The organism is Deltaproteobacteria bacterium, from assembly GCA_016234845.1.
Classification (GTDB): Bacteria; Desulfobacterota; Deferrimicrobia; order Deferrimicrobiales; family Deferrimicrobiaceae; genus JACRNP01.
Genome location: JACRNP010000197.1, coordinates 1 through 12,335, shown reverse-complemented (window position 1 = coordinate 12,335; position 12,335 = coordinate 1). Strand labels below are relative to the sequence as shown.

The following is a 12,335-nucleotide window of genomic DNA, read 5'->3' as shown; positions in this document are numbered from 1 at the left end:
GGTGGCGGGGCTGGCCTACTCGGTCGTGATGAACTACCTGAACCGGGTCGTCCGGGGACGGAAGATCGGGGAGACGATCTACTTCCAGGGGAGAACCGCGTACAACGACGCGGTGGCGGCCGCCTTCTCCCAGGTCCTCGGGCGAAAGATCATCGTCCCTCCGCACAATGGCGTGATCGGCGCGATCGGGATGGGGCTCCTCGCCCGGGACAAGGCGAGGGCCACGCAGGTCACCACGAAGTTCTGCGGTTTCGACCTGTCGAAGGTCGACTACAAGCGCCGCGAGTTCGTCTGCAAGGGGTGCAGCAACTACTGCGACATGCAGGAGATACGGATCGACGACAGCCGGACCTACTGGGGCGACAAATGCTCCGAGAAGTACCGCAAGGCGGCGCGGACCGATACGAAGCCGGTGATCGAGGACCTCGTCGCCCGGCGGAACGAATGGTTCGACCGGCTGGTCGCCGACACGCCTTCGAAGGGGGCGCGGGGGACCGTCGGCTTCCCGCGGGCCATGTACTTCTTCGAGCGGTTCCCCTTCTGGAAGGGGGTCCTGACCCGCATGGGCTTCGGGATCAAGGTGTCGCCGCGGACCGACAAGGCGATCGCGCGCGAGGGGCTGGAGCGCACCGTGGCCGAGCCGTGCTACCCGATCCAGGTCGCGCACGGCCACGTCGCGGCGCTGCTTTCGTCCGGGATCGACTTCCTCTTCCAGCCCAACGTGATCAACTCGGAGACGTTCCACACCCACACGGAGTCGCACTTCTGCCCGTGGGGCCAGACGCTCCCGTTCGTGATCGCCGGCGTTCCGAAGTGGGAGAAGGAGCTCCGCCAGAAGCTGCTCTCCCCGACCGTGCGGTTCCGGGACGGCGAGAAGCACATGGTCGAGGACCTGTTCGAATGCTTCGGGCCCCTGGGCGTCTCGCGCAGGGAGATCCGCGAGGGGATCCGGGACGGGTACCGGGAACAGGGACGGCTCGGCGATTTCCTGCACGCCTCCGGGATCGAGGCGATCGAACGCGTGACGCGGGCGGGGGCGGACGCGATCCTCCTGCTGGGGCGTCCGTACAACCTGTACGACCGCGACGTCAACCTGAACATCCCCACGAAGCTCCGCGACCAGTACGGTGGGAACGTCATCCCGATCGACTTCCTGCCGGTGGACGACATCGACATCCGGGACGTCAACGACAACATGTTCTGGAACTACGGGCGCAAGATCATCGCGGCGGCGAAGTGGAGCCGGAACCACCCGAAGTTCCACATGATCTACATCACGAATTTCAAGTGCGGCCCCGACTCCTTCGTGCGACACTTCATCACGAGGGCGTCCGGATCGCCGTACCTGACGCTCCAGTTCGACGGCCACGGGAACGACGCCGGGTACATGACCCGGTGCGAGGCGTATCTCGACAGCAAGGGGGTGCTCCGGCCATGGGCGCAGCAGTGACCGGTTCGCCGCTGGCCGGAAGGACGGTCTTCTTCCCGTCCATGACCGAGGCGGGGGTCCGTGCCATCGCCTCCGCGTTCCGCTCCGTCGGGATCGACGCGCAGCCGATGCCCCCTTCCGACGAGGAGACGATGGTCCTCGGCGGGCGCCACTCCTCCGGGGAGGAGTGCCTCCCGCTGAAGGTGACGCTCGGGGACGCGCTCAAGCTCCTGGTGCACGGCCACGTCTCTCCCGACCGGATGGCCCTCTTCATGCCCACGTCGGACGGCCCCTGCCGATTCGGGCAGTACGGACCCTACATCAAGGCGGTCTTCCGGGAGATGGGGTACGGCGAGGTGCCGGTGATCTCCCCGTCGTGCGAGGACGGGTACAGCGGGGTCGGCGAGCACGCCGACGAGCTGCTGCGAACGGCGTGGCGGGCGATGATCGGGGCCGAGCTGCTGACCAAGCTCCTCCTGCGGATCCGCCCCTACGAAACCGCGAAAGGCGCCGCGGACGCGGCGTACGAGGCCGCGCTGTCCGATTTCTGCGCCGCCGTGGAGGCGCGCGGGAATAACCCCAAGGAGCGGATGGCGCGCCTGAAAGGATCGCTGGTCCGGGGCCGCGGGATGCTCCGCGCCGTGCCCGCGGACCTGTCGAGCCCGAAGCCGCTCATCGGGATCGTCGGGGAGATCTTCTGCCGCCTCAACACCTTCAGCAACGACGACGTGGTCCGGAAGGTGGAGGAGGCGGGCGGGGAGTGCTGGCTGTCGGACGTCAGCGAGTGGCTCTGGTACACCAACGCCGCCCACATCCGGCTCCTCAAACGATACCGCAGGCACCTGACGATGGAGATGTTCGGAGCGAAGCTCAAATGGCACTTCCAGCACAAGGACGAGGTGGAGCTCCACTCCGTCTTCGGCGACGACTTCCGGGGGTACGAGGAGGCGCACGACATCCGCGAGATCCTCGCGTTGGCGCGGCCGTACCTGCTTCCCGACGGCGCCCTGGGGGAGATGCTCCTCTCGGTGGGGAAGTCGGTGTACCTCCACCGGAAGGGGGCCGACGGGGTGCTCGACATCAACCCGTTCTCCTGCATGAACGGGATCGTCTCCGAGGCGGTCTATCCGCGGCTGTCGCGCGACTGCGACGGCCTCCCGGTCCGGGTGCTCTACTTCGACGGGACCCGGGCCGACCGCCGGTACGAGCTCGACATCTTCATGGACCTGGTCCGGGAGTATTCGGCGAGGAAGAAGGCGGTCCGCCTCCTTCCGCCCGGCATGGGGAAAGCCGCGGCGATCGGCGCGTGAGGATCGCGGTCCTCTCCGACATCCACGCCAACGGCGACGCCCTCGCGGCGGTGCGGGCGGAGCTTGCCCGGCGCGCCCCCGACCGGGTGTACCACCTCGGGGACCTGGCGGGGTACAACGCGGAGCCGGAAGCGTGCGTCCGGTGGGCGATGGAGAGCACGGCGGGCGGGGTGGCGGGAAACCACGACGCCGTCGCGTGCGGCCGCTCCGGCGGGAGGAATTTCCACGCCGCGGCCCGGGTGGCGGCCCTCTGGTCCAGGGACCGGATCTCCCCGGAGAGCCGGGAGTACCTGGCGAATCTTCCGGTCCAGCGGGAGATCGAGGGGGGAGCGCTCCTGGTGCACGGAGCGCCGGGGGACACCGACCGGTACATCTACTCCGCGGACCAGGCGGAGATCGAGCTTTCCTCCCTGTTCGCCTCCGTCGTTGCCGGCCCCATCTTCTTCGGCCACACCCACGTGGCGGGCGGCTTCGTCCGCCGCGGCAGCGGCGTCGTGGAGCCGATCCCCCCGGACGCGTTCCGACTCGGGAAAGGGGAACGGGCGCTCCTCAACCCCGGAAGCGTGGGGCAGCCCCGCGACCGGAATCCCGACGCGTCGTTCCTGCTGTTCGATCCCGGCACGGGCGAGGTCGCCTGGGTCCGGGTCCCGTACGACGTCGAGACGGCCCGGTCGAAGGTGATCGCCGCCGGGCTTCCGAAGGTGTTCGCCGACCGGCTCCGGGACGGGACGTGACGCGAAAGTCATACCGCCTCCTTCCCCACACCGCGGACCTGCTCGTCCTGGTCCGCGCCCCCGACTTCCCGTCGCTTTGCGCCGCGTCCGTCGAGGCGGTCTTCTCCCTGCTGACCGACCGCGGGAAGGTCCGTCGCCCGATCCGGAGAACGCTTCGCCCCGCGAGGGGGAGTCCCGAAGACCGGCTTCTGTCGATCCTCCGGCAGGCGCTCCTGCTCTTTTCCCTCGACCGGTTCCTCGTCCGGAACGCCGGTGCTACGATGGTGGCAGGGGCGGTGGAAGTGGAGGTCCGGGGCGAACCGATGGACCCCGCGCGGCACGCGATCGCGCGGGAGATCAAGGCGGTCACGGCGCACGGACTTGCCGTCGGTGAAACGGCGAAAGGGTTCACCGCCCGTTTCCTGCTGGACGTCTGACCCGACCCGGTTCCGCCCGCCCCTGCGGCGCCGCCGGGGAAGGAGGCCGCGCGGTGCGGTTCGAGGACATCCCCATAACCCGTCTTTCCGAAACCTCCTGGGAGATCCCCCGGAACGGCGGGATGCTCGTCCCCGGCCTGGTGTTCGCCTCGCGCGGGATGATGGAGGAGATCGTCCGCGACCAGGCGCTGCGCCAGGTGATGAACGTCGCGCACCTCCCCGGGATCCTCTCCCGCAGCATCGGCATGCCGGACATCCACTGGGGGTACGGGTTCCCGATCGGCGGCGTGGCCGCGATGGACCCGTCGGAAGGCGTCGTCTCCCCGGGCGGCGTCGGGTACGACATCAACTGCGGCGTCCGGCTGCTGCGTTCCGACCTGGAGGCGGCGGCGCTCAAACCCCGGCTCCCCGAGCTGGTCGCCGCGCTCCATCGGGAGGTCCCGTCGGGCGTGGGATCGACCGGCTTCGTCCGGCTCACGGCCAAGGAGATGGACAAGGCGCTCGTGGAGGGGTCGCGATGGGCGCTCTCCCGCGGGTACGCCACGGCCGACGACGTGGCCATGACCGAAAGCGGCGGGAAGCTTTCGGGCGCCGATCCCGACGCCGTGTCGGAGACGGCGAAGAAGCGGGGTCTCGACCAGTTGGGGACTCTGGGGGCGGGGAACCATTTCCTGGAGGTCGACGAGGTGGAGGAGATCTTCTTCCCCGAGGCGGCATCGGCCTACGGCCTTTTCCCCGGGCAGGCGGTCTTCTTCCTCCACTCCGGCTCGCGGGGGCTCGGGTACCAGGTGTGCGACGACCACCTGGACGCGATGGGGGCGTGCATGCGCAGATTCGGGATCCGGGTGCCGGACCGGCAGCTCGCCTGCGCCCCGATCGGATCGGAGGAGGGGAAGCGGTACCTCTCCGCCCTTTCCGCCGCCGCGAACTACGCCTTCGCCAACCGGCAGCTGCTGGCGCACCAGGTGCGGGAGGCGGTGCTGCGAGTCCTTCGGATCGGCCCGGCCGACGCGGGGATCCGCCTCGTGTACGACGTGGGGCACAACAACGCAAAGTTCGAGAACCACGAGGTGGACGGTCGCCGGCGGGAGGTGCTGGTCCACCGGAAAGGGGCGACCCGCGCCTTCCCTCCGGGCCACCCGGAGCTCCCCGCGTCCTGCGCGGGAGTCGGCCAGCCGGTGTTCATCCCGGGCGACATGGGGAGGGGTTCGTACGTCCTCGCCGGGGTTCCGGGGGCGATGCGGGAGTCGTTCGGGTCCACATGCCACGGCGCCGGCCGCCGCATGAGCCGCACGGAGGCGAAGCGGAGCCTGCAGGGAAGATCGGCGTTCGCGGAGATGGAGCGGCGCGGGGTGCTGGTCGCCTGCGCATCGCGCAAGACGCTCGCGGAGGAGATTCCCGAGGCGTACAAGGACGTCGGGTCGGTGGTCGACGTGGTCGATCTCGCGGGGATCGCCCGGAAGGTGGCGCGGCTGCGGCCGATGGCCGTGGTAAAAGGGTAGCGTCTACAGCAGGTCGTCGGAGGCGCCGCGCCGGGGGGAGGCCGGTCTTCCGGCCGGGGCCGCGGTTTCGGGCACCGTCCCGAGCTTGAACGGGAGCACCATCCCGTCCGCGCTTCCGGACGGGACCGCCTTTCCCGTCGCGGGGTCCACGCGCGCGAAGGTGATCCCGGCCGGCGGCGGGAATTCGCGGTCGGGGAAGTACGCGAGCGCCCGGCCGACGAAGCGGATCCAGATCGGCAGCGCCACCGTGGCGGCCGACTGCCGGTCCCCCAGCGACGTCGGCGTGTCGAACCCCACCCACACCCCCGCCATCAGGTCCGGCGATCCCCCGATGAACCAGGCGTCCGTGTTCTCGTTCGTGGTCCCCGTCTTCCCGGCCAGGTTCTGCGATAGGCCCCTGGCGGACGTCGCCGTCCCGGTGCGGATGACCTCCTGGAGGAGCCGGACCGTCAAGTAGGCGGTTTCCGGGGAGATCGCCGGGACGACCTTCGGGTCGGTCCGCTCGATGACGTTGCCGTCCGCGTCCTGGACCTCCCGGATGAAGAACGGTGCCGCCCGCTGCCCGCCGTTGGCGAACGTCGCGTACGCGTTCACCATCTCGAGCGGCGTGATCCCCGACGACCCGAGGGCGATCGACAGGTTCCGCTCGATCGGAGACTCGATCCCCAGGTCCCTGGCCATCCGGATCGCCGTGTCGACGCCGGTCTCGTTCAGCAGGCGGACCGTGGCCAGGTTGCGCGACTTGGCCAGCGCCTCGAGGAGCGGGATGGGGCCGAGGAACGTGCCGTCGTAATTCTTCGGCTTCCACATCTCCGTCTCGCTCCGCTCGAACTCGATCGGGGAGTCGTCGGCGGTCGAGACGACCGTCTTTCCCTTGTCGACGGCGGCGGCGTAGATGACGGGCTTGAAGGCGGAGCCCGGCTGGCGCCTGGCCTGCAGCGCGCGGTTGAACTGCGAGGCGCCGAAATCGACCCCGCCGACCATCGCGAGGACCCCTCCCGTCCGGGTGTCCAGGCACAGGAGCGCGCCCTGGAGCCCCTTGTACCGGTTCCGCTCCTCCATCCGCCGCACGCCTTCCTGCAAGGCGTCGTGCGCCGCCTCCTGCAGCCGCTCGTCGATCGTCGTGTAGATGCGGAACTGGCTCCGGTTGACCGTCTCCTCCCCGTACTTCTCCTGGAGGTAGATGCGGACGTATTCGAGGAAGTACGCCGCCTTCGAGCGGAAGGTCGACGGCGGAGCGAACGACAGGCGCGCGTTGTACGCCTTGTCCGCTTCCTCCTTCCCGATGAAATTCACCTCCGCCATCCTGCGCAGCACGTACCGCTGCCGCGACTTGGCCCTGTCCAGGTGGTTCCTCGGCGAGTAGCGGGTGGGCGCCTGGGCGAGCCCCGCCAGCATCGCCCCCTCGGCCAGGGTCAACGTGGACACGCCCCGGGAGAAGTACGACTGCGCGGCCGCCTCGACGCCGTACGCCCCGTCGCCCAGGTAGATCTGGTTCAGGTAGAGGTAGAGGATCTCCTCCTTCGACAGCTTCCCCTCGATCCGGTAGGCGAGGATGATCTCCTTCAGCTTCCTCGCGATGCTCTTCTCGGGCGTGAGGAAGAGGGACTTGACCGTCTGCTGCGTGATCGTGCTGGCGCCCTGGGCGAACCCGCCGGAGAGGATGTCCCGGAGGACCGCGCGGAAGATCGCGAAGTAGTCGACTCCCTTGTGCCGGAAGAAGTTGGCGTCCTCGGCGGCCACGAAGGCGTTCACCACGTGCGGGGGGATCGATTTGTAGGGGACGACCGTCCGCTTCTCGAGGTAGATCTCCCCGACTACGCGGTTGTTCCGGTCGAAGATCCTCGACGTGACGCTCGGGCGGTACGCCTTGGCGGATTCGACGGAAGGGAAGTCGCCGAACTGCGCCAGCAGGAGGATTCCCGCGGCCGCGCCCAGGGTCGCGAAGAACCCGGTGACGATCAGGATCAGGAGCAATTTCTTCCAGGGGAACCGGTCGGGTTCCTCCGGCGAAAGGGTTCGGGCCAACGCGCGCCTCATCTCGTGCGAAAGCGGGATTTCCCTGGATTATAACAGGGGCGCTCACCCTGCGGGATTCCTCGCGGGGGGCTTCCTCGGAACCCCCCCGCTGCGTCATCCCTTCGGGGTATGCTGCTGCGCCCTTTTCCCGCCGGATTGTGAATTTCCTTTTCACGGAGGGCGTCAAAGCAATATACGAAGTGCGAGTTTCGGGCGCGGAGGTGCCGTCGATGAGGAGATTCCTGGTTCCCGGGTTGGTGGGCGTTCTCGTTCTGATCCTGGCCGGGTGCGGAGGCGGAAGCGGCACGGATCTGACGGTCTTCGAGCAGTTGAGCGACCAGGCGGTCGACGCCCACATCTCCGCGGTCATCGACCCGGGGACCGGGGAGCCGACGATATTTCCCGCCACCGCGACCGGATCGGTCCGGGTGGGCGTGGACGGGGCGGGGATCGAATACCGGGGGTTCCTGGATTTCCCGATCACCGCGATCCCCGCGACGGCGGACGTCCGCCTCGCGTACATCGAGGTGTTCGTCGGATCCGTGCCGTTCGGGGCCGCCGTCCCCGTCCTGGTGGAGCTGGTCGACTTCCAGCCTCCCGTGCTGATCGGCTCCGACTTCTTCCGAACGGCCCCGGCCCCGTTCCTCCCCCCGGTCCTCGCGCGGCCGATCTTCGACTTCTTCCCGTCGGACGCGGTTCCCCCGCGGCCGGCCGTGCGGATCGAGGTGACCACGCTGGTCCAGCGGGCGCTGCAGAGGCTGCAGCCGGACTTCCAGCTCCGGCTCCTCCTCGACCCGGCCGTCCCCGGGCCGGGAATCGTCCAGCTGGACGACGGCGCGGCGGCGACCGCCCCGCTGCTCCACGTCGAGTATTTATGATGTAGAATCGACCTCGTGCCGGCCACGAGGACCCGAAAGAAAGTCGCCGACCTGGGCGTAGTAGCGGCGGGGCTCGCCCACGAGATCCGCAACCCGCTGAATTCCCTCTACATCAACAGCCAGATCCTGGAGGAGATGCTCTCGGAGCTTCCCGCGGGTCCGGTCCCGCAGAAGGACGAGCTCCTCTCCCTCGCGCGCACCAACCTCAAAGTGACGCAGCGGCTGAACGAGACGCTGTCCGGGTTCCTCCGCTTCGCTCGCCCCCCCGCGATGGACATCACCCCGGTGGATCTCAACCGGGTCGTCGGCGAGACGCTGGCGTTCCTGGAAGCCGATTTCTCCTACCGGGGGATCGCCCTCGCGACGCGGTTCCACCCTTCGCCCCTGCCGCTGCTGGCCGACGAGCAGCAGCTGAAGCAGGCGCTCCTCAACCTGCTGCTGAACGCGGTCGAGGCGCAGGACAAGGAGGAACGGAGGATCCGCGTGACCACCGGATCGCGCGCGGGGCGGGCGTATGTGCGGATCCAGGACAACGGGCGCGGCATCCCGAAGGCGGACCGCCGACAGCTGTTCCGCCTCTTCTTCACCACCCGCAAGAACGGCAGCGGGCTGGGGCTCCCGATCGTCCGCCAGATCGTGCGGCAGCACGGGGGGGCGATCTCGGTGATCAGCCGGGAGGGGGAGGGGACCGCGGTTACCGTCTCCCTACCGTTCGAGGCGCAGTTCCGGGCGATGTTCCCGGGACGGCTCCCGCTCGCGCTTCCGCCGGGAGGCGACGGATGAAGGAGAAGGGGCGGGTATTCGTGTTCGACGACGACGCCGACAGCCTGGAGAGCGTCGCCGCGGCGCTGCGGCGCGACGGGTTCGAGGTCCTCCCGTTCGCCGATCCCCGCGAGGGGCTCGCCCGCCTCGCCGCGGACGGCGGGGACGTGGTCGTCACCGACCTGCGGATGCCGGGGTTGACCGGGCTCGAGGTGCTTCGCCACGTCGCGAATTCCCACCCCGGCGTCCCGGTGGTGGTGCTCACCGCCTACGGCACCGTCGAGGGCGCCGTGGAGGCGGTCCGCTCCGGCGCGTCGGACTTCCTGCTGAAACCCGTCGAGATCCCGAGGCTTCGCGCCGCCGTCTTCAAGGCGGTCAAGGAACGCGGGATGCACCGGGAGATCCAGCGTCTGCGGCAGGAGGTGGGGCGTCCGGAAGGGATCGAGGGGATCGTCGGCGCCTCCCGCGCGATGGAGGAGGTGGTGCGCCGAATCCGGCTGGTCGCCCCGACCCGGATGAACGTGCTGATCACCGGAGAGAGCGGGACCGGGAAGGAGCTGGTCGCCCGCGCCGTCCACGCGCTGAGCCCCCGGAACGGGCGCCCGTTCCTTCCGCTCAACTGCGCGGCGATCCCGGAGACGCTGCTCGAGTCCGAGCTGTTCGGGTACGAGAAAGGTTCGTTCACCGGCGCGACCGCTTCCCGCGCCGGCAAGCTCGAGAGCGCGGAAGGGGGGACGCTGTTCCTCGACGAGGTGGGGGACGTGTCGCCCGCCATCCAGGCGAAGCTCCTGCGAGCCATCGAACAGAAGGAGGTGATGCGCGTCGGCGGCTCCCAGGTGATCCGGGTCGACGTGCGCATCATCGCCGCGACGAACCAGGACCTGAAGGGAAAGGTGGAGGAGAAGACGTTCCGCGAGGATCTCTACTACCGGCTGAACGTCTTCCACATCGTCGTCCCCGCGCTCCGGGAACGCAGGGAGGACATACCGAAGCTGTGCGAGCACCTGCTCGAAGTGCTGGAGAGGGAGGACGGGGCCCCTCCCAAACGGCTCTCCCCGTCGGCGCTGAAGGTGCTTCTCGCGTACCGGTGGCCCGGGAACGTCCGCCAGCTCCGGAACGCCCTCGAGACCGCCACGCTGATCTCACAGGCGGAAACGATCGAGCCCGGCGACCTTCCGCCGGAGGTGACGCAGGCGGTCCTCCCGCCCACTTCCGCGGAGCCGATCCCCATGCCCGCTTCCCGGACTCTCACGGAGCTGGAAATAGACGCTATCCGGGACGCCCTCGCCAAGACCGGCGGCAACAAGACGCACGCGGCCAAGCTCCTCGGCATCGGCCTTCGGACCCTGCACCGGAAGGTGAAGGAGTTCAGGCTGTCATAATGGCATGGCGGCCCGACGGTTTAGCGCCAATATGACGCGCATCTTGTCCAGCCCGCATTCGGAATTCGCCCCTCAGCGGTAAAGTTCCCTAATTGAAACAAGTCGTTGTTGATTGTTCGCCTCTCGAGCCCTGGATGGCACGGGAATTGTTCTATTTCAGGGTGGAAGACACGGATAATAACCGGAAGGAGCGCATATCATGGCCAAGATCATCGGGATCGACCTGGGGACGACCAACTCCGTGGTGGCGGTGATGGAGGGGAGCGAACCCAAGGTGCTCATCAACGAGGAGGGGGGGCGGCTCACGCCCTCGGTCGTCGGCTTCGGCAAGGACGGCCAGATCCTCGTGGGCCAGGTGGCGAAGCGCCAGGCGGTGCTGAACCCCGAGAACACGATCTTCTCCATCAAGCGGTTCATGGGGCGGCGGTACGACGAGGTGGGCGAGGAGACCCGCCTGGTCCCGTACAAGGTCGTCCAGGGCGGCAACCAGGACGCGCGCGTGCTGGCGGGAGGGAAGGAGTACACCCCGCAGCAGGTCTCCGCGATGGTCCTCGGCAAGCTGAAGAAGGCGGCCGAGACGTACCTGGGCGAAGAGGTGAAGCAGGCGGTCATCACGGTCCCCGCCTACTTCAACGACTCCCAGCGCCAGGCGACCAAGGACGCCGGGACGATCGCCGGGCTCGAGGTCCTTCGGATCATCAACGAGCCGACGGCGGCGGCGCTGGCGTACGGCCTCGACCGGAAGAAGAACGAGCTGATCGCCGTGTTCGACTTCGGCGGCGGCACCTTCGACATCTCCATCCTCGAGGTGGGGGACAACGTCGTGGAGGTGAAGTCGACCAACGGGGACACGCACCTGGGCGGCGACAACCTCGACCAGCGGCTGATCGAATGGATCGTGTCCGAGTTCCGGAAGGACCAGGGGATCGACCTGTCGAAGGACCGCACCGCGCTGCAGCGGCTGCGGGAGGCGGCCGAGAAGGCGAAGATCGAGCTCTCCTCGACGATGGAGACCGAGATCAGCCTGCCGTTCGTGACGGCGGACGCCACCGGCCCCAAGCACCTCCAGATGAAGCTGTCGCGCGCGAAGTTCGAGCAGATGGTGCAGGACATCCTGGACCGCACCCTCAAGCCGTGCGAGGTGGCCGTCCGCGACGCCGGAATCACGGTCGGGAAGATCGACGAGGTCGTCCTCGTCGGCGGCTCCACCCGCATCCCGAAGGTCGTCGAGATGGTGAAGGCGTTCTTCGGGAAGGACCCGCATCAGGGCGTCAACCCGGACGAGGTGGTGGCGGCCGGCGCGGCGGTCCAGGCGGGGGTGCTGGGCGGCCAGGTGAAGGACCTGCTCCTGCTCGACGTGACCCCGCTGTCGCTGGGGATCGAGACTCTGGGCGGAGTGATGACGCGGCTGATCGAGCGCAACACCACGATCCCGGTGCGCAAGAGCGAGGTGTTCACCACGGCGTCCGACAGCCAGCCGAGCGTCGAGATCCACGTCCTGCAGGGGGAGCGCGAGATGGCCGGCGACAACCGGACGCTCGGCCGGTTCCACCTCGACGGGATCCCGGCGGCGCCCCGCGGCGTCCCGCAGGTCGAGGTGACGTTCGACATCGACGCCAACGGCATCCTCCACGTCAACGCGAAGGACAAGGGGACGGGGAAGGAGCAGAAGATCACGATCACCGCGTCGACCGGCCTCGACAAGAACGACATCGACAAGATGGTGAAGGAGGCCGAGGCGCACGCGGCGGAGGACCGGAAGCGGAAGGCCGGGATCGAGGCGCGCAACCACCTCGACTCCCTGGTCTACAACACGGAGAAGACGCTGCGGGAGAACAAGGAGAAGGTCCCGGCGGAGACGGCGGCGAAGGTCGAGACCGCGGTCGCCGAGGCGAAGGAGGCG

10 protein-coding genes are annotated in these 12,335 nt (G+C 68.6%); 9 read left to right on the top strand and 1 reads right to left on the bottom strand.

The features are described from left to right. The 5 genes from HZB86_12215 to HZB86_12195 all read left to right on the top strand — a co-directional run. On the top strand, window positions 1-1,450 hold a 1,450-nt coding region (locus HZB86_12215), incomplete at its 5' end, for a CoA activase (protein ID MBI5906287.1). Further along, window positions 1,435-2,739: a hypothetical protein gene (locus HZB86_12210; GenBank protein MBI5906286.1), complete on the top strand. Its 1,305-nt coding sequence runs from the start codon at window positions 1,435-1,437 to the stop codon at window positions 2,737-2,739. The genes HZB86_12215 and HZB86_12210, both read left to right, overlap by 16 nt. After that, window positions 2,736-3,473 (top strand): metallophosphoesterase family protein, encoded by a 738-nt coding sequence (locus tag HZB86_12205; GenBank protein ID MBI5906285.1) that lies wholly within the window; start codon window positions 2,736-2,738, stop codon window positions 3,471-3,473. The genes HZB86_12210 and HZB86_12205 overlap by 4 nt, the downstream gene beginning before the upstream one ends. Beyond that, window positions 3,470-3,889, top strand: coding sequence for an archease (locus HZB86_12200; protein MBI5906284.1), 420 nt, complete (start codon window positions 3,470-3,472; stop codon window positions 3,887-3,889). Before HZB86_12205 ends, HZB86_12200 begins: the two co-directional genes overlap by 4 nt. Before the next feature lie 122 nt (window positions 3,890-4,011). Then, complete coding sequence (locus HZB86_12195; GenBank protein MBI5906283.1) at window positions 4,012-5,391, top strand: RtcB family protein; 1,380 nt, start codon at window positions 4,012-4,014, stop codon at window positions 5,389-5,391. Between the two features lie 3 nt (window positions 5,392-5,394). Here the strand turns inward: HZB86_12195 and HZB86_12190 are convergent, their stop codons facing one another. Next, entirely contained in the window at window positions 5,395-7,431 is a 2,037-nt protein-coding gene (locus tag HZB86_12190) for a PBP1A family penicillin-binding protein (protein ID MBI5906282.1), read from the bottom strand. 209 nt (window positions 7,432-7,640) lie between these two features. Here HZB86_12190 and HZB86_12185 point away from each other — a divergent pair, with 209 nt between their 5' ends. From HZB86_12185 to dnaK, 4 genes are all read left to right on the top strand, one after another. Then, on the top strand, window positions 7,641-8,288 hold the full coding sequence (locus HZB86_12185) for a hypothetical protein (GenBank protein MBI5906281.1): 648 nt from the start codon (window positions 7,641-7,643) through the stop codon (window positions 8,286-8,288). A gap of 15 nt (window positions 8,289-8,303) precedes the next feature. Next, a complete protein-coding gene (locus tag HZB86_12180; GenBank protein MBI5906280.1) occupies window positions 8,304-9,071 on the top strand; it encodes a GHKL domain-containing protein in 768 nt (255 codons plus the stop codon). Next, entirely contained in the window at window positions 9,068-10,432 is a 1,365-nt protein-coding gene (locus HZB86_12175; GenBank protein MBI5906279.1) for a sigma-54-dependent Fis family transcriptional regulator, read from the top strand. The genes HZB86_12180 and HZB86_12175 overlap by 4 nt, the downstream gene beginning before the upstream one ends. A gap of 199 nt (window positions 10,433-10,631) precedes the next feature. Continuing rightward, window positions 10,632-12,335 (top strand): molecular chaperone DnaK (dnaK, locus tag HZB86_12170; protein MBI5906278.1); only part of this gene is annotated, 1,704 nt, incomplete at its 3' end.